18 protein-coding genes are annotated in these 17,469 nt (G+C 72.6%); 13 read left to right on the top strand and 5 right to left on the bottom strand.

The genetic code is table 11. The features are described from left to right. Positions 1–5: 5 nt before the first annotated feature. On the top strand, positions 6–2,411 hold the full coding sequence (locus tag ACYVP9_RS10230; protein WP_460605059.1) for an HAD family hydrolase: 2,406 nt from the start codon (positions 6–8) through the stop codon (positions 2,409–2,411). Positions 2,412–2,690: 279 nt separating this feature from the next. On the opposite strand, the gene ACYVP9_RS10225 is transcribed toward ACYVP9_RS10230, so the two are convergent. Further along, on the bottom strand, positions 2,691–3,137 hold the full coding sequence (locus ACYVP9_RS10225; protein ID WP_460604701.1) for a hypothetical protein: 447 nt from the start codon (positions 3,135–3,137) through the stop codon (positions 2,691–2,693). 187 nt (positions 3,138–3,324) lie between these two features. Here ACYVP9_RS10225 and mqnE point away from each other — a divergent pair, with 187 nt between their 5' ends. Both mqnE and ACYVP9_RS10215 read left to right on the top strand, forming a co-directional pair. Further along, a complete protein-coding gene (mqnE, locus tag ACYVP9_RS10220; RefSeq protein ID WP_460605058.1) occupies positions 3,325–4,464 on the top strand; it encodes an aminofutalosine synthase MqnE in 1,140 nt (379 codons plus the stop codon). Positions 4,465–4,474: 10 nt separating this feature from the next. Continuing rightward, on the top strand, positions 4,475–4,816 hold the full coding sequence (locus tag ACYVP9_RS10215) for a DUF4229 domain-containing protein (RefSeq protein ID WP_460604700.1): 342 nt from the start codon (positions 4,475–4,477) through the stop codon (positions 4,814–4,816). Position 4,817: 1 nt separating this feature from the next. On the opposite strand, the gene ACYVP9_RS10210 is transcribed toward ACYVP9_RS10215, so the two are convergent. Both ACYVP9_RS10210 and ACYVP9_RS10205 read right to left on the bottom strand, forming a co-directional pair. Continuing rightward, on the bottom strand, positions 4,818–5,561 hold the full coding sequence (locus ACYVP9_RS10210) for an inositol monophosphatase family protein (RefSeq protein WP_460604699.1): 744 nt from the start codon (positions 5,559–5,561) through the stop codon (positions 4,818–4,820). 10 nt (positions 5,562–5,571) lie between these two features. Then, a complete protein-coding gene (locus ACYVP9_RS10205; RefSeq protein ID WP_460604698.1) occupies positions 5,572–6,021 on the bottom strand; it encodes an SRPBCC family protein in 450 nt (149 codons plus the stop codon). A gap of 129 nt (positions 6,022–6,150) precedes the next feature. Between ACYVP9_RS10205 and ACYVP9_RS10200 the strand changes: the two genes are divergently transcribed. Together ACYVP9_RS10200 and ACYVP9_RS10195 are read left to right on the top strand one after the other, a co-directional pair. After that, positions 6,151–7,275 (top strand): hypothetical protein, encoded by a 1,125-nt coding sequence (locus ACYVP9_RS10200; RefSeq protein WP_460604697.1) that lies wholly within the window; start codon positions 6,151–6,153, stop codon positions 7,273–7,275. 52 nt (positions 7,276–7,327) lie between these two features. Then, positions 7,328–8,161 carry a menaquinone biosynthetic enzyme MqnA/MqnD family protein gene (locus tag ACYVP9_RS10195; RefSeq protein WP_460604696.1) on the top strand — a complete coding sequence of 278 codons (834 nt, stop codon included), beginning with the start codon at positions 7,328–7,330 and terminating at the stop codon, positions 8,159–8,161. 179 nt (positions 8,162–8,340) lie between these two features. Here the strand turns inward: ACYVP9_RS10195 and ACYVP9_RS10190 are convergent, their stop codons facing one another. Next, positions 8,341–8,949: a hypothetical protein gene (locus ACYVP9_RS10190; RefSeq protein ID WP_460604695.1), complete on the bottom strand. Its 609-nt coding sequence runs from the start codon at positions 8,947–8,949 to the stop codon at positions 8,341–8,343. Between the two features lie 42 nt (positions 8,950–8,991). On the opposite strand from ACYVP9_RS10190, the gene mqnC reads away from it, so the two are divergent. The 6 genes from mqnC to ACYVP9_RS10160 all read left to right on the top strand — a co-directional run bounded on the left by mqnC (position 8,992) and on the right by ACYVP9_RS10160 (position 14,382). Beyond that, positions 8,992–10,158 (top strand): radical SAM protein, encoded by a 1,167-nt coding sequence (mqnC, locus tag ACYVP9_RS10185; protein ID WP_460604694.1) that lies wholly within the window; start codon positions 8,992–8,994, stop codon positions 10,156–10,158. Between the two features lie 66 nt (positions 10,159–10,224). Further along, positions 10,225–11,166 (top strand): DMT family protein, encoded by a 942-nt coding sequence (locus ACYVP9_RS10180; RefSeq protein WP_460604693.1) that lies wholly within the window; start codon positions 10,225–10,227, stop codon positions 11,164–11,166. Between the two features lie 21 nt (positions 11,167–11,187). Continuing rightward, complete coding sequence (locus tag ACYVP9_RS10175) at positions 11,188–11,895, top strand: class I SAM-dependent methyltransferase (protein ID WP_460604692.1); 708 nt, start codon at positions 11,188–11,190, stop codon at positions 11,893–11,895. Positions 11,896–11,953: 58 nt separating this feature from the next. After that, positions 11,954–12,217 carry a hypothetical protein gene (locus ACYVP9_RS10170; protein ID WP_460604691.1) on the top strand — a complete coding sequence of 88 codons (264 nt, stop codon included), beginning with the start codon at positions 11,954–11,956 and terminating at the stop codon, positions 12,215–12,217. Positions 12,218–12,220: 3 nt separating this feature from the next. Next, positions 12,221–13,480: a cupin domain-containing protein gene (locus tag ACYVP9_RS10165; protein WP_460604690.1), complete on the top strand. Its 1,260-nt coding sequence runs from the start codon at positions 12,221–12,223 to the stop codon at positions 13,478–13,480. Continuing rightward, a complete protein-coding gene (locus ACYVP9_RS10160) occupies positions 13,477–14,382 on the top strand; it encodes a sucrase ferredoxin (protein ID WP_460604689.1) in 906 nt (301 codons plus the stop codon). Before ACYVP9_RS10165 ends, ACYVP9_RS10160 begins: the two co-directional genes overlap by 4 nt. 24 nt (positions 14,383–14,406) lie before the next feature. Here the strand turns inward: ACYVP9_RS10160 and ACYVP9_RS10155 are convergent, their stop codons facing one another. Next, on the bottom strand, positions 14,407–14,916 hold the full coding sequence (locus tag ACYVP9_RS10155) for an inorganic diphosphatase (protein WP_460604688.1): 510 nt from the start codon (positions 14,914–14,916) through the stop codon (positions 14,407–14,409). Between the two features lie 40 nt (positions 14,917–14,956). Here ACYVP9_RS10155 and dacB point away from each other — a divergent pair, with 40 nt between their 5' ends. Together dacB and ACYVP9_RS10145 are read left to right on the top strand one after the other, a co-directional pair. Then, complete coding sequence (gene dacB, locus ACYVP9_RS10150; RefSeq protein WP_460604687.1) at positions 14,957–16,339, top strand: D-alanyl-D-alanine carboxypeptidase/D-alanyl-D-alanine-endopeptidase; 1,383 nt, start codon at positions 14,957–14,959, stop codon at positions 16,337–16,339. 62 nt (positions 16,340–16,401) lie between these two features. After that, a complete protein-coding gene (locus ACYVP9_RS10145) occupies positions 16,402–17,451 on the top strand; it encodes a zinc-dependent metalloprotease (RefSeq protein ID WP_460604686.1) in 1,050 nt (349 codons plus the stop codon). The last annotated feature ends 18 nt before the right edge of the window (positions 17,452–17,469 follow it).

Raw genomic sequence — 17,469 nt, 5'->3', positions numbered from 1 at the left:
GCACCATGGAGCGGCCCGCAACCTTCGTGACGCCGGAGACCGGACTGACCGAGGCGCAGGTCGCCGAGCGCGTCGCCGCCGGACGGGTCAACCGCGCGGACGCCGACACCGGCCGCACCGTCCCGCAGATCCTGCGCGCGAACATCGTCACGCCGTTCAACGGGCTGCTGGCCACGCTGTTCGTGATCATCCTGGCGACCGGGCGCATCCAGAACGCCCTGTTCGGCTTCGTGATCGTCGCGAACACCGCCATCGGCGTGTTCCAGGAGATCCGCGCGAAGCGCACCCTCGACCGGCTGGCGGTGCTCAACGCACCCCGCGCCCGCGTCGTCCGCGACGGCGCGCTGTCGGAGATCGCGGTCGAGGACGTCGTCGCGGACGAGTTGATCGAGCTGCGCTCCGGCGACCAGGTGTGCGCCGACGGCGTGGTGACGGTGTCCGGCGGGCTCGAGGTCGACGAGTCGCTGCTGACGGGCGAGTCCGACCCGATCGACAAGGCGCCCGGCGACGAGGTGCGCTCCGGCTCGATCGTCGTCGCCGGCACCGGCCGTTTCCACGCCACCGCCGTCGGCGCCGAGGCCTACGCCACGGCCCTCGCCGCCGAGGCCAAGCGGTTCACGCTCACGCACTCGGAGCTCGTCGCCGGAACCAACAAGCTGCTGCGCTGGATCTCGCTGATGATGCTGGTCGTCGGCCCGCTGCTGCTGTGGAGCCAGTTCCAGAGCGACGACAACGACACCTGGCGCGACGCCGTCACCGGGGCGGTCGCGGCGCTCGTCGGCATGGTGCCCGAGGGTCTGGTGCTGCTGACCTCGCTGGCGTTCATGATCGCCGCGGTCACGCTGTCGCGGAAGCAGACGCTGGTGCAGGAGCTGCCGGCGGTCGAGGGTCTAGCCCGGGTCGACGTGGTGTGCCTCGACAAGACGGGCACGCTCACCCACGGCGACATCGTGTTCGACGAGGTGCAGGTGCTGGGCGACGACGCGTCCGCCGTCGACGCGGCGCTGGCCGCGCTCGCGAACGTGCCCGACCCGAACGCGACCGCGCTCGCGTTGCAGGAGCGCTACCCGTCCGCCGCGTGGACGGCCACCGGCATCGTCCCGTTCTCGTCCGCGCGCAAGTGGTCGGCGGTGTCGGGTTCGGGCATCTGGGTGCTCGGCGCGCCGGAGATGGTGCTGCCGGCGCCGTCGGGCCCGGCCGAGGAGGACGCGCGCTCGCGTGCGGACGCGATCGCGTCCGAGGGTCGGCGGACGCTGTTGCTCGCCACCGCGCCCGGCGACCTGCCGGCGGACGGCAAGGACGCGGCGCTGCCGTCGGGGCTCGTCCCGGCCGCGCTCGTCGTCTTCGCCGAGCGGGTGCGCGAGGACGCGCCCGACACCATGCGCTACTTCCTCGAGCAGGGGGTCGCGCTGAAGGTCATCTCCGGTGACAACCCGCGCACGGTCGGCGCGGTGGCTGCCGCCGTCGGCGTCCCCGGCGTGACCGGCGCGGACGACGCCGTCGACGCGCGCACGCTGCCCGACGACATCGACGAGCTCGCCGACATCCTCGAGACCAAGTCGGTGTTCGGACGGGTGACCCCGCACCAGAAGCGCGCCGTCGTCGCCGCCCTGCAGAAGCGCGGCCACGTGGTCGCGATGACCGGTGACGGCGTCAACGACGCGATGGCGCTCAAGGACGCCGACATCGGCGTCGCCATGGGCAACGGCTCGGCCGCCACCCGCTCGGTGGCGCAGCTCGTGCTGCTCGACGGCAAGTTCTCGCACCTGCCCGACGTGGTGGCCGAGGGACGCCGCGTGATCGCCAACATCGAGCGCGCCGCGTCGCTGTTCCTCGTCAAGAACGTCTACTCGCTGGTGCTCGCGCTCATCACCGTGGTGACCGTCGGCGCGTACCTGTTCGAGCCGATCCAGCTGTCGCTGATCTCGAACCTCACCATCGGCGTTCCCGCGTTCTTCCTCGCGCTCGGCCCGAACAAGCGGCGCTACGTGCCCGGCTTCCTCGGACGCGTGCTGCGGTTCTCGGTGCCCTGCGGCGTCGTCGTCGGCGCGGCGGCGTACACCGGGTACAGCGTCATCCGCTACGCGCTGAACGACGACTCGGTGGCGGCCGGCCGGACGGTCGCCACCCTCGTCACGCTGATCTGTGCGCTGTGGATCCTCGTCGTCACCGCGCGTCCGCTCGCCGGCTGGAAGGTCGGCCTCGTCGCCGCCATGGTCGCGATCATCGCGGTGATCGTGGTCGTCCCGGCCTTCGCGACGGACGTCTTCCTGCTGCACCCGACCCCGAAGCGCGTCCTGGTCGCCGTCATCGTCGGTGTCGCCGGAGCCGTGCTCGTCGAGCTCGCCGCCCGCGGCGTCGCCTACGCCGCCCGGAACAAGGGCGGGGTGGACGGTTCCCGCCACGGCTGAACCGGCGGCCGCCCGCTCGACTGACCCGCCCGCCCCGGACAGCCGCCTGGCCACCCGCCCGTGAGGCCGTGCGCACACCTCGTGTCAGAACAATTGAGACCCCTTCACGAGACCCTCTCGTGAAGCCGTCTCGTGAAGCCCTTTCAATTGATGTCGAAGGGAGGGTGTCAGCCGTGAGCGCCCGGTCGTGGTGGCCCGGTTCCTGGCGCACCCCCAGCGCCGGGTACAGCCGGGTACAGCCGGGTGCACCTGACCCCACGGCGTCCGGGGTTCAGGACCTCAGGCGGCGCGCCAGCGGAACGAGCCCATGAGCGCGTCGACGCGGCGGTCGAGCTCGGCGTCGACGGGGACGCGGAACTCGGCGAGCAGGGCGAGGCGCGGGCCGTCGGCGGCGACGCGGGTGGGCGCGGGGACGATGTAGCGGCGGGTGCCCGGCTCGGGCTCGTGGTCGAGCAGCTCCTGGGCCGGGCCGCCGGGACGCACGGCGCGCGCCTCGAGATCGGACAGGTCGTCGTCGTCGTCCAGCAGGCCGACGGTGATCGAGCCGGTGGCCTCGCGCAGTTCGTCTGACACGACCAGCGTCGACAACGTCGCCAGGACGGGCGCGCCTTCGGCGTCCTCGTCGTCGGCCGGAGTGCCGTCGCCCCCGGGCGCGACGGGCCCCGACACGAACCAGTCGCGGCAGTCCAGCTCGAAGGCCGGCAGCGTCGTCATGGCGTCGTCCATGAGACGACGCTAAGTCTTTCGGACTGCCCAGTAGGGACCAAAGTACTGACAGCTTGTTCCCTCGCACGAAGTGCTCAGTTCCAAGTCGGACATTCCGGTCGACGGAAGGTACAAAGCGCCCGCCCTCACGTCGGCGGACCGACGGACGAGGTCCTGTCGCGCGCGACGTACCCTCGGACCCATGGCCCTGAGCGAGTCCCGCAAGGCCGAACTGACCGAGAAGGTCGCCGCCCGCGAGCGGCTGACCCGGCAGGACGGCGAAGACCTGTACGACACCGACGACCTGGCCTGGCTGGGTGGGCTCGCCCACGGTGTGCGGACGGAGAAGAACGGCGACACCGTCTTCTTCAACGTCAATCGCCACCTCAACCTGACGAACGTGTGCACCGCGTCCTGCGCGTACTGCAGCTTCCAGCGCAAGCCGGGCGAGAAGGACGCGTACACGATGCGCGTCGAGGAGGCCGTCGAGCTCGCGAGCCGCATGAAGGGCGACGGGCTCACCGAGCTGCACATCGTCAACGGCCTGCACCCGACGTTGCCCTGGAAGTACTACCCCCGCGTGCTGCGCGAGCTGAAGGCCGAGCTGCCGGGCGTGGCGCTCAAGGCGTTCACCGCCACCGAGGTGCACTTCTTCGAGACCATCTCGGGGCTCACGGCGTCCGAGATCCTCGACGAGCTCATCGACGCCGGCCTCGAGTCGCTCACCGGCGGTGGCGCGGAGATCTTCGACTGGGACGTCCGCAAGCAGGTCGTCGACCACGACACCCACTGGGAGGACTGGTCGCGCATCCACCGGCTCGCCCACCAGAAGGGCCTGAAGACACCGGCGACGATGCTGTACGGCCACATCGAGGAGCCGCGGCACCGCGTCGACCACGTGCTGCGCCTGCGCGAGCTGCAGGACGAGACCGGCGGTTTCCAGGTCTTCATCCCGCTGCGCTTCCACAACGACAACAACCGGTTGTCGCACCTGCCGATGGCGCAGCCGGCGGACGTTCTCAAGACCTTCGCGGTCAGCCGGCTGATGCTCGACAACTTCCCGCACGTGAAGGTCTTCTGGGTCATGCACGGCCTGTCGACCAGCCAGCTCGCGCTCAACTACGGCGCGGACGACATGGACGGCTCGGTCGTCGAGTACAAGATCACGCACGACGCCGACGGCTACGGCACCCCGGACAAGCTGACGCGCGACAACCTGCTCGACCTCATCCGCGACGCCGGGTTCCAGCCGAAGGAGCGCAACACGCGCTACGAGGTCATCCGCGAGTACGACGGCCCCGTCCCGCTGGCCGAGCGCCGCGCCGAGCCCCAGGCCGTCTGGGCCTGACGCCGGCCCGATGACGCAGGAGGAACGGACGGTGCCCGAGGAGCAGGCCGGCCCGCAGCAGCCGCTGGACGCCAAGCAGGAGTTCGGCCGGTGGATGGGCACGATGTGGCTCTACACCGTGCTGCGGTTCGCTCTGTTCTTCGCGCTGTGGGGCATCCTGCTGCTCGTCGGCCTCGAGGTGCTGTTCGCGGCGTTCGTCGCCCTGGTGCTGTCGGTGCCGCTGTCGTTCGTGCTGCTCGCCGGGCCGCGCCGCGCGTTCACCGCGCAGATCGAGGCGCGCGTCGAGGCGCAGAAGGCCCGGCGCAAGCAATTCGACGAGCGTCTCGACCCCGAGGGCCACGAGAACCCGTAGGTCAGGCGGACGTGATCAGCGCCGCGATCTCGTCCACCACGCGGCGCGATCCGGCGACGTTCCACGACCGTCCGCCGTGCTCGACGATCTCGGCCGCGCCCCCGGCCGCACGGACGAGCGCGGCGCCGGGCAACCAGTCCCAGGGCAGCGAGTCGGACTGCACCGATGCGCCGAGCCGTCCTGCGGCGACGGCGGCGAGTTCGACCGACCCCGACCCGAGCATGCGAACGGTCGCCGCCCCTGACATCACGCGCAGCAGCGGTTCGCGCAACGAGTCGTCCGGCAACGTCGTCGGGTGCAGGTAGGTCGCGACGGACGTCTCGGCGAACGGACGGTCGGGCAACGGCGCCACCGGTTCGCCGTTGCGGGTCGTCGGGTGCGTGATACCGCCGAGCCACAGCTCGTCCGTCGTGGGTTGGAAAACGCAACCCAAATCGTCGCCGAGTGCCACGGCGGAGCACCACGTGGGCAGTCCCCACAGGAAGTTGTAGGTGCCGTCGACCGGATCGACGTACCAGGTGCGGCCGGCCCCGCGGTCGGACGTGCCCTCCTCGCCCACGATCCCGTCGTCCGGACGCTCGGCGCGCAACCTCCGTACGACGAGTTCCTCGGCCGCGTGGTCGGCGGCGGTCACGACGTCCGACACCGACGTCTTGCGCTCGGCGGTCACGCCCTCGGCGCGCATGCGGGCGGCCAGCGTTCCGGCCTCGCGGGCGAGCGACTCGATCAGCTGCAGGTCGTCCACTCCGGGGACGCTACTGAGCGAGCTTCTCGAGCGTGCGCCGGATGCCGACCGCGTTGTCCGCGGGCGCCTTCAGCAGCTCGAGCACCTTGGCCTGCACGCCCGGCACGCGGCTGTAGTCGAAGACCTCGGTCACGCGCGTACCCGTCGCGGTGGGTTCGAACTCCCAACGCCACCGATGGCCGGCGGGGTGACGCCACTCGACCACCCGTCCGTCGACCAGCTCGGTGACCTTGCTGGTGATGCGGTAGGGCACGCCGTACTTCTTCATCTTCACCGAGAAGCGGTCGCCGGGCGCGAGGCGTGTCGGTCCCTTCACCGTGTCTCGCACGGTTCCGGACCCGTCGAGTTCCTGGTGCCGGTGCGGGTCGGCGACGAGCGCGAACAACTCGTCGGCCGGCCGGTCGACCTCCGTCGTGTACGCGACGCGGCGCTGTCCCATGTCCACCTTGATGATGCTCATACCGCCCGTCCTTCCCGAAATCGTCGTTACGGATTCGTCATGCAACGAACGCCACGAAGCGGACACCCCGGCGTCTCTACGGGTGACGGCGGGCCACGAGGGCCCGCGCCACATCCGGGAGGGTCACCCATGTTCCGTTCGAAGCGCGTCGCCGCCGGCGCCACCGGCCTGCTCGCCACCGCCGCGATCGCCGGCACGCTCGTCGCCGCGGGCGTCGCGAATGCCGACGCGAGCAGCGCCGGCCACCGCCCGCCCCTCGGCACCCGCGCGGACGTCCCGTGGAGCAAGGTCGGCCCGGGCTGGTCGCTGGCCACGTGGTCGGGGAGGACGGGCGGCAAGGCCGTCCTGTTCCTCGTCACCCCGAGCGGTGGTCGGTACACGATCACCTCGGGTCTGCCCGCGTACACGGAGCCGCAGTTGTTCGGCAGCCGTGGCGACAACGCGGTGCTGGACACCGGCTCCGGGGCCGAGCAGATCGACCTGCGCACCGGGCACACGCACGGCATCACCACCGCGGGCGACGCCCCGATCGCCCACGCCGGCACCTCGCCGTCGCAGCACGACCTGATCATGACGCGCTACTCGCAGGGCCGGGCGCACCTCGAACGCACCGACGCGGTGGGACGCCCGGTCGCCGCCTACCCCTCGACCGTCGCGGGCGCCGGGACGATCAACACCACCCGCGTCCTCACCGACGCGGCCGGTACGCGACTCGTCGCCGGCGCCGCGCACGGACTCGTCCTGTTCGACGACAAGGGCACGGCACTGCGCCGGCTGCACCCGGTGTCGCAGTCGTGCTCGGTGAGTTCCTGGTGGACGAAGGACGCCGTGGTCGCCGACTGTGCCGGCTCGTTGTGGGACGTCCCGCTCTCGGGCAAGCCGGCGACGAAGCTCGCGAGCGCGTCGACCGCGCCGATCGCCGGGCTCGGCTACGCCGACATCTGGCGCACGAGTGCCGGGCGCGTCGGTCTGGCCGAGTCCGGCTGCGGTCCCCGTCCCCTCGTCCGCTTCGACGCCAAGGGTGTCGGCCGCTACGCCTCGGTCCCGTCGCCGACCGGCCGTCCCGGCACGAACACGGTCGTCGGTCACCGCGGTGACACGGTGTACCTGACCCACCGCTCGGTCAGCGGTTGCGTCTCGGGCACGAACACCTTCTTCGGCTGGAACGCAAAGACCGGCCCCGAGCTCGCCTACCTCGGCGCCCCGGTCACGTCCGGCACCGTGGTCGGCGCGCTGCCGTACCCCACGAGCTGACCCGGCACACCCGCCGCCGGGCCGGGTGCATCACGCGACGTACGTTGGTCGTGTGACGCGCCCGGCCCGTCCTGCTCGTCCGCGAGTGGGACACATCCAGTTCCTGAACTGCCTGCCGATCTACTGGGGCCTCGTCCGCGCGGGCACGCTGCTGGACGTCGAGCTCACCAAGGACACGCCCGACAACCTCAACGACATGCTCGTGCGCGGCGACCTCGACATCGGCGCCATCTCGCTCGTCGAGTACCTGCGGCACGCCGACGACCTGGTCGTGCTGCCCGACATCGCCGTCGGCTCGGACGGGCCGGTGCTGTCGGTGAACCTGGTGTCGCAGGTGCCGCTGTCCGAGCTGGACGGCCGCCGGGTCGCGCTCGGGTCGACCTCGCGGACGTCCGTGCTGCTGGCGCGCATGTGGCTCGAACAGGTGCACGGCGTGCGCCCGGAGTACTTCACCTGCCCGCCCGACCTGACCGCGATGCTGCTCGAGGCCGACGCCGCCGTGCTCATCGGAGACGCCGCGCTGCGTGCGACCTACGAGGCGCCGCGCCGCGGGCTGACCGTCCACGACCTCGGTCAGGCGTGGCGCGAGTGGTCGGGACTGCCGATGGTCTTCGCCGTCTGGGCCGCCCGCCGCGAGTACGCCGCCGCGAACCCCGGAATCGTCAAGGACGTCCACCGGGCCTTCGTCAGCAGCCGCGACGACGCGCTCGCGAACATCGACGAGGTCGCGACCACCGCGTCCCGCTGGGAGGTCTTCGACCCCGCGACCCTCGCCACGTACTTCCGCACGCTCGACTTCTCCCTCGGCGACCGGCAGGTCGCCGGGCTGCAGGAGTTCGCCCGCCGCGCGGGCCTGCCCGTCGAGCCGGTGTTCGCCGACGTCTGAGCTTCGTCCGCCCGACTTTGCACCTGCCAAGGTCGCCAACGAGGTTGAGCCGGCCGCGTTGACGACTTCGGCAGGTGCAAACCCGGGGCGGACGGCGGCTTTGCACCTGCCAAGGTCGCCATCGGGACGGATCCGGCCGCGTTGACGACTTCGGCAGGTGCAAACCCGGGACGAGCAGGTCAGCCCTTCGGCCAGGCCCCGGTGTCGAAGGCCTGCTCGGCGGCGAGGTGCACGTCGGCCGAGGTGACGAACTGCCCGTTCGAGCCCGCTTTTACGGGCGCGGAGATCCACACGTACCCGGTGGCGAAGGTGGCGCCGACGAGGTAGATCTCGCCGCCCGGCCCGACCTTTCCGGCCCGCGTGCCCTCGGGCGCTTCCGGTGCCTTGGACAGCCGCTGGGTCATGGTCGCGAGCCCGGACGACAGCACGCGGGTGCCGTCGAGGGCCACGTCGCCCGAACCACGCGACGACGGCGGGGCGGTGTAGCGGCAGACCGTGACGTGACCGGGCTTCACGTTCGGCACCGTGCGCGCCTTGCCGTCGACACCGGAGGGCTCCAGCGGCACCCAGAACGAGTCCGTCCGCAGCTTGTACTCGGCCGGGCACTCGAGCGCACCGTTGTCGTCCGTCTTCGACCCGACGCGGTTGTCGTCGCCGGCGCCGGACGTGAAGATCACCGTCAGCACGATCGCGGCGAGCACGGCCGCGCCGACCAGCGGCCACCAGGTGAGGGTGCGGTCGCCACGGGGCTGCGGGGGCCGGGCTGTGGACTCGGTCGCTTCGCTCATGGTCCCCGCATCATGCCCGACGAGTCGTCGTAGCCTGGCGGCATGACGTCCGAGATCACCCGGCTGCTCGACCACGCCGCCGACGGTGGCCGCATCACCCCCGAGCAGGCGCTGCTGCTCTACACCGACGCGCCGCTGCACGCGCTGGGCCAGGCCGCCGACACCGTCCGCCGGCGCCGCTTCCCGGACAACATCGCGACGTACATCATCGACCGCAACATCAACTACACCAACGTGTGCCTGACGGCGTGCAAGTTCTGCGCGTTCTACCGCGCACCGAAGCACGCCGAGGGCTGGACCCACCCGCTCGAGGAGATCCTGCGGCGCTGCGGCGAGGCGGTCGAGCTGGGCGCCACGCAGATCATGCTGCAGGGCGGGCACTCGCCCGAGCTCGGCATCGAGTGGTACGAGCAGACTTTCGCAGCGATCAAGCGCGACTACCCGCAGCTGACCCTGCACTCGCTGGGTGCGTCCGAGGTCGTGCACATCGGACGGACGTCCGGGCTCGACCACGCCACCGTCATCCGCCGCCTGCACGAGGCGGGCCTCGACTCGTTCGCCGGTGCCGGTGCCGAGATCCTCGTCGAGCGGCCCCGCACCGCGATCGCCCCGCTCAAGGAGAAGGGCGAGGTGTGGCTGGCGGTCATGGAGCAGGCGCACGAGCTGGGCGTCGAGTCGACCGCCACCTTCATGATGGGCACCGGCGAGACGAACGCCGAGCGCATCGAGCACCTGCGCATGATCCGCGACGTGCAGGACCGCACCGGCGGGTTCCGGTCGTTCATCCCGTGGACCTATCAGCCCGAGAACAACCACCTCAAGGGACGCACCCAGGCGACCAGCCTGGAGTACCTGCGCATGGTGGCCGTGGCGCGGCTCTTCTTCGACAACATCACGCACCTGCAGGGTTCGTGGCTGACCACCGGCAAGGACATCGGGCAGCTGACGCTGCACTTCGGCGCCGAGGACCTCGGCTCGGTGATGCTCGAGGAGAACGTCGTGTCCAGCGCCGGTGCGCGCCACCGGTCCAACCGCCAGGAACTCATCGAGCTCATCCGCGGTGCCGGGCGTATCCCCGCACAACGGGACACCTTGTACAACCACCTCGTGGTGCACCGCGACCCCGCCGACGACCCGGTCGACGACCGCGTGCACTCGCACGTCAGCTCGACCGCGTTCGCGCAGCTCCCCGTCGTCGCCGCGAGCTGAACCGGGGGCAGTCCTGCCCCTCCGTCCGGAGGGACCGGCCGGCGTCCGGCCGTTAGTCTCACCAGCGTGTCCCTCGCCGTCGCGATCCCGTTCGGTCTCGCGTCGGCGGCTGTCTACGGCACGTCGATCGTGGTGCAGCACCGCGTGGCGCAGGAGCAGGCGGACGACCACGGCGCCAGCGCCGCCGGTCTGATCCGCCTCGTCAAGCACCCGATCTTCCTGCTCGCGCTCGCCGGCGACTTCGTCGGCTTCCTGCTGCAGCTGGTGGCGCTGTCGACCGGACCGGTCGTGATCATCCAACCGCTGGTCGTGCTCATGCTCCCGGTGGCGTTGATCGTCGGGTTCCTCATGGGCGGTCACAAGCCCAACCGCGGCGACTACGCCGGTGTGGTCGCGGTGCTCGGCGGCCTCGCCGTCTTCCTCGCCCTCATCGGGCATCCGGCCGAGCCGCGCGTGCCCAAGGTGCGCTTCATCGTCATGACGATCCTGATCGTGCTCGCGGTGGCGCTGGCGGTGTGTCTGGTGACGCTCGGGCGCAGCAAGACCGTCCGGGGCGCCGCCTACGGTGCCGCGGCGGGCATCTGCTTCGGCACGCTCGCCATGCTGGTCGACGCCGCCTCGGTGCGGCTGGCGGACCGGGGCGTCGCCGGCCTGCTCGACAGCCCCAAGGGGCTCGTGCCCATCGTCGGCATGTTCGTCGTCGGCACCGCCGGGATGATCCTCACCCAGATGTCCTTCCAGGTCGGGGCGCTCGGCGCGACGCTGCCCGCGAACCTGGCGGCCGACCCGCTCGTCGCCGTGCTGCTCGGCGCGCTCGTGCTGCGCGAGAGCATCCCGTCCGACGCCCTGCACCTGCTCGCCTACGCCGCGTGCCTCGCCGTCGTGACGGCCGGGGCGATCAAGCTCGCGAACCCGTCCGACGGCCACCTCGGCGAGGGCCGGGCCGCGGCCGATCCCCCCGCGCCCGTCGGCCGCGGGGACGAGTCGCCGCCGCGCTCGGCCGCCTGACCCGCGTGACAGACTGAGGTCGTGGGCCGCGCGACTCTGGACAAGCAACCCGTCGAGGTCGCCAGGATGTTCGACGGCGTCGCCCGTCGTTACGACGTCACCAACACCGTCCTGTCGTTCGGTCAGGACCGCCGGTGGCGGCGGCACACCCGTCAGTGCCTGCAGCTGGAGCCCGGGCAACGGGTGCTCGACCTCGCGGCCGGCACCGGGGTCTCGACCGTCGAACTCGCCCGCAGCGGTGCCGACGCGGTCGCCTGCGACTTCTCGCTCGGCATGCTGCGGGCAGGGGCTGCGAACAAGCGCCGTCGAGGCGTGCCGTTCGTGGCCGGCGACGCCACCCGGCTGCCCTTCGCGGACCAGTCCTTCGACGCGGTGGTCATCAGCTTCGGCCTGCGCAACGTCGTCGACGTGCCGCGCGCCCTGCGCGAGATGGCCCGAGTGACCAGACCCGGCGGACGGCTGGTGGTGTGCGAGTTCAGCACGCCCACGTGGCGTCCGTTCCGCGCGCTGTACATGCGCTACCTGATGCGGGCGCTGCCGGCGATCGCGAAGCGCGTGTCGTCCAACGCCGAGGCCTACGTCTACCTCGCCGACTCCATCCGCGTCTGGCCGGCGCAGGAACAGCTCGCGGCCGTCCTCGCGGGCAACGGCTGGAGCGACGTCCGGTTCCGCAACCAGACCGGCGGCATCGTCGCGCTCCACATGGCGGCGCGGGTCGCGGTCAGTTAGCGGCTCGCCGTCCGGGGGTAGTTCCGGAGCGAGAGACCCTGCTGACGAAAGGACCACGATGACGTTCGAGGACGACGAGATCCAGGCCATGGACGGCGGCGCCGACGGCGGTGCCGACGGTGGCGCTGACGGTGGTGCGGACGGCGGCGGCGACGGCGGTGCCGACGGCGCGGCGACCCCGGGCCCCGAGGGCCCGGCCGACAGCGGCGACGGCGGTGCCGACGGCGCGGCGACCCCGGGCCCCGAGGGCCCGGCCGACAGCGGCGACGGCGGTGCCGACGGCGCCGCGACCCCCGGTCCCGAGGGCCCGGCGGACAGCTGAGCAGTGAGCACCACCGACACCGGTGGTGACCCCGGCGGTGCGGTCGGCACGGCGCTCGCGCGCTGCGTCGCCCGCACCGCCGGTGCGTTCGCCGCCGAACACTGGGGACGCGCGCCGCTGCTGAGCCGCGCGGCCGAGCTGCCGTCCCGCTTCGACGACCTGCTCACCGCGGCGGCCGTCGACGAGCTGACCTCCGAGCGCGGTCTGCGCACGCCGTTCCTGCGCATGGCGAAGGACGGCGAGGTGCTGCCCGCCAAGCGCTTCACCCGTGGCGGCGGCGCCGGCGCCACCATCGCCGACCAGGCCGCCGACGACAAGATCCTGACCACGATGGCCGACGGCGGCACCCTCGTGCTGCAGGCCCTGCACCGCAGCTGGCCGCCGCTGGTCGACTTCAGCTCCCGCCTCGCCCAGGAACTCGGCCACCCGGTGCAGGTGAACGCCTACATCACCCCGCCGCAGAACCAGGGCTTCGCGGCGCACTACGACGTGCACGACGTGTTCGTGCTGCAGGTGTCGGGCCGCAAGCGGTGGTCCATCCACGCGCCCGTCGTCGACGCCCCGCTCGACGACCAGCCCTGGGACGCGCGCGCCGACGAGGTGCGCGCCGCCGCCGCGGGCGAGCCGCTCATCGACACGGTGCTCGAGCCGGGCGACGCGCTCTACCTGCCGCGCGGCACCATCCACTCGGCCGCCGCTCTCGGTGAGACGTCGATCCACCTGACCGTCGGCGTGCACCCCCTGACCCGCTACCACCTGGTTCAGCACCTGCTGAAGGCCGTAGCGGACGACGTCGAGTTGCGCCGCTCCCTGCCGATGGGCGTCGACCTGGGCGACCCGGCCGCGTTGGCCGCCGAGTTCGCCGAGACGCTCGAGGCGCTGCAGGCCTCCCTCGCGCACCGCAGCGCCGACGCCGCCGCGCGGCACCTCGATCTCGACCTGATGCGACGGACCCGTCCCGAGGCGATCGGACCGCTCGCGCAGCTCACAGCCGCCGAGCGCCTGACCGGCGAGACCGCGCTGCGGTTGCGGCGGGGTCTGCGGCTGCGGCTCGAGCACGTCGGCGACGAGCTCCGGGTGGTGCTGCTCGACCGCACCGTCGTGCTGCCGGCGCGCATGGCCGACGCGGTCAAGACCGCGGTGTCGGGTGGCCGTGTCACCCCGTCCCAGCTGCCCGGGCTGGACGCCGACACGCAGCTCACCGTCGCCCGCCGGTTGGTGCGCGAAGGAGTCCTCGTCCCCGCTGCCACACTCGCAGGGTGAGCGGAGCCCGACCCCGGCCGCGCGAGACGCCCGACCGGTGCGCCCTGCGCTCGCAACTGCGCGGCGACCCGATGCTCGGCACCGCCTTCCCGGCCGCCCGCGTACTGCTGATCGAGCAGCCCGGGCCGTGGGGGCGGCGGGGACTGCAGGACTCCCACTTCGACCACGAGGTCGCGACGCCGCTGATCGCGCGGGCGAACCGGGCCGGGGTGCGGGTGCAGGCGATACGCCGGCACGGCCGCACCGAGACCCACCGTCATCGCGCGTGGATCCTCGCCGACACCCGGCCCGGACACGAGTCGCTGCGGTGGGGGCTGTACGAGCGCGACGCCGACCTGCTCGAGCTGCCGCTGGACGGGTCCGTCGGCACCGAGGCCGACGGCGTCCTCTACCTCGTGTGCGCCCACGGCAAGCACGACCCGTGCTGCGCGCTGCGGGGACGCACCGTCGCCAAGGCGCTCGACGAGCTGCGTCCCGATCGCGTGTGGGAGACGACCCACCTCGGCGGCGACCGGTTCGCTGCCAACGTGCTCGTCCTGCCCACCGGCCTGCTCTACGGACGGGTGCTGCCGATGGCCGCGCCCGAGTTCGTCGCCGCCGCCGAGGCGGGCGAGGTCGTCGGCGCCCTGCTGCGCGGCCGCGTCGGGCTGCCCCCGGCCGCCCAGGCGGCGCTGGCGTTCGGCTTCGAGCACCTCGCCGTGCGCAGGGTCGACGAGCTGGCGGTCGTGTCGCACAAGCGGGCGGACGACGGTTCGGTGACCGTCCGGCTGCGCGGCCCCCACGGGCTGCTCGACGTGCGCGTGAACGTCGAGCAGACCGCCGTCTCGGGCCTGACCTGCGTGAACCCCCGGCCCGGCACGTTCCTGACCTACCGTCCGGTGGCGATCGAACCGGTCCTCTGAGCCGACCGGCTCATCGCCGAAGGGTCAGTGCTGGTCCTCGGGGTGCTTCCCGTGCTTGCGCGCCCGCTCGTACGACCGCTCGATCTCGGCCTCCGCCTCCTTGCGGCCGACCCAGTTCGCACCCTCGACGCTCTTGCCGGGCTCGAGGTCCTTGTAGACCTCGAAGAAGTGCTGGATCTCGAGCCGGTCGAACTCGGGCAGGTGGTGGATGTCGCGCAGGTGCTCGAGGCGCGGGTCGGCGTCGGGCACGGCGAGCAGCTTGTCGTCGCCGCCCTTCTCGTCCGTCATCCGGAACATGCCGATCGCCCGGCACCGCACCAGCACGCCCGGGTAGAGCGGGTCGCCGTGCACCAGGACGAGGGCGTCGAGCGGGTCGCCGTCCTCACCGAGGGTGTCCTCGACGAAGCCGTAGTCGGCCGGGTACTGGGTGGCGGTGAAGAGGGTGCGGTCGAGGCGCATCCGCCCGGACTCGTGATCGACCTCGTACTTGTTGCGACTGCCACGAGGGATCTCGATGAGGACGTCGAACTCCACGGCTGCTCCTTCGCCTGTCAGGGTTCTCTAGTCTCGCACCGTGGACGACGACCGGGCACGCCGAGCCGCCCGCCGGGCGCTGCTCGTCACCGTGATCGTGGTCCTCGCGCTCGCGGCCGGTGCCGCCGGCTTCCTCGTCACCCGCGAGGCGCGCACTCCCGACGCCGGTGCGCCGGCGGCGCCGGCCCCCCGCGTCTACGCGCGGGCCACCGCCGCGGCGCCCACGGCGTCGGCGTCGGGGACGGCGGCCGCGGTGCCCCCCGCCGACCTGCGCGCCGCCCTCGCCGGCGCGGTCGGCAACCCCGCTCTCGGACGGCTGCTGGCCCGCGTGATCGACGCCCGCACCGGCCAGGTGCTGTACGACCGGTCGGGCGCGCGCCCCACCGCGCCGGCGTCGACGACCAAGCTCGCCACCGCGTTCGCCGCGCTCACCGAGTTCGACGCGACCGACCGCTTCACCACCAGCGTGCGGACCGACGGCCGCGGCACCGTCGTGCTCGTGGGCGGCGGCGACCCGACGCTCTCGGCGGCGCCGGCCGGCGCGGACACCCTCTACCCGCAGGCGGGACGGCTGTCGACGCTGGCCCGTGCGGTCGCCCGCTCCGGTGTCCGCGTCACGCGCGTCGTCGTCGACGGCAGCCGGTTCGCCGGCCCGTCGGTGTCGCCGGCCTGGGCGTCCGAGGACGTGCCCAGCAGCTACGGCGCGGCCGTCACCGCGTTCATGGCCGACGGCGGGCGCCCGTCCCCGACCGCGACCGTCCGCTCGGCCACGCCCGACCTTGCCGCGGGACAGTCGTTCGCCGCCCTGCTCGGCCGTCCCTCCGTCCCCGTCGTGCGAGGGTCGGCGGGCACCGGGCGGACGATCGCGTCCGTCCGGTCCGCGCCGGTCGGCGTGATGGTCGAGCAGATGCTGCTCGACTCCGACAACGTGATCGCCGAGGTGCTGTCGCGGCAGGTGGCGGTCGCCCGGAAGCTGCCCGTGAGCTTCACCGGCGGCGCCGCGGCCACGCGCGCGGTGCTGCGGGCCGCCGGGCTCGACCCGGGAACCGGGCTGGTCGACGGCAGCGGTCTCGCCGCCCGCGACCGGCTGACACCCGCGTTCCTCGCGCAGCTGCTGCGCACGGTCGCGACCGCGCCCGCCGACGATCCGGTGCGCGAGATCCTCGCCGGGCTTCCGGTCGCGGCGTGGTCGGGCTCGCTGCAGACCCGGTACCTGGCCGGGTCGGCCCGCGCCGCGCAGGGTGCGGCGCGCGCGAAGACCGGCACGCTCACCGGCGTCTCGACGCTGGCCGGTTTCGTCCCGACCGCGGGCGGACGGCTGCTCGCGTTCGCGCTCGCCGCCGACGGCAACGCCGACACCCCCGCCGCCCAGGGCGCGCTCGACACCCTCGTCGGGCGCATCGCGGCCTGCCGCTGCAGCTGACCGGGCGCGAACGGCAGCCGTGCAGACCGCACGCACAGTGAACGGTGGGTAGCGTGGCGCCCGTGGGCTCGCTCATCGACTGGGAACTCGCCGCCCGGACCGCGCGACGGGTGAGCCCTGCCTCGCCCGACGTGTCGCGCCGCGAGGCCGACGACGTGGTGACGCAGCTGTACCGGGCCACCGCCGAGGCCGCCGACCACGTCGCCGAGCTCACGCACCTGTCCGAACCGCCGGTCACCGCCGCCACCCGCGTCATCGACCGTGCCGCCTGGATCGACGCGAACGCCGGCGGCATGCGCAACGTCATGTCCCCGATCGTCGAGCGGCTCACGGCCGAGAACCCGGTCGGCAAGGTCGCCGAGCGGGTCGGCGGGCGCCTCACGGGGGTCCAGGTCGGCGTCGTGCTCGGGTTCCTCTCGGGCAAGGTGCTCGGCCAGTTCGAGTTCTTCGACCGCCCCGGTGGGCAGCTGCTGCTCGTCGCCCCGAACCTGGTGGCCGTCGAGCGACAGCTCAAGGTCGACCCGCACGACTTCCGGCTGTGGGTGTGCTTGCACGAGGTCACCCACCGCGTGCAGTTCACCGCCGTGCCGTGGCTGCGCCAGCACATGCTCGACGAGGTCGACGCCCTGTCGGCGACGCTCGACGCCGACCCCGCCGAGTTGCGCAAGCGGCTGTCCGGGGCGGTGGGCGAGCTCGTCAAGGTCGTCCGCGGGCAGGACGACGGCGCCGGGCTGATCTCGGTGCTCGCCACCCCCGAACAGCGCCTCGTGCTCGACCGCGTCACCGCGTTCATGTCGCTCGTCGAGGGCCATGCCGAGTACGTGATGAACGCGGTCGACCCGTCCGTCATCCCCAGCCAGCAGGTCATCGAGAACCGGTTCGCCGCCCGCCGCAGCCGCCGGGGCGGCAACCCGCTCGACCGATTGCTGCGCCGCCTGCTCGGCCTCGACGCCAAGACCCGGCAGTACGTCGACGGTTCGTCGTTCGTCCGCACCGTCGTCGAGCGCATCGGCGTCGACGACTTCAACGCCATCTGGACGTCGCGCGACACCCTGCCCACCAAGGCCGAGATCGCCGATCCGGCCCGCTGGATCGCGCGCGTCCACGCCTGAGCCGGCGGGTCGGGCGGA

It is taken from the genome of Jatrophihabitans fulvus, assembly GCF_054781375.1.
The sequence above is the reverse complement of the archived record's forward strand: the minus strand, read 5'-3'. Positions and strand labels throughout refer to the sequence as shown.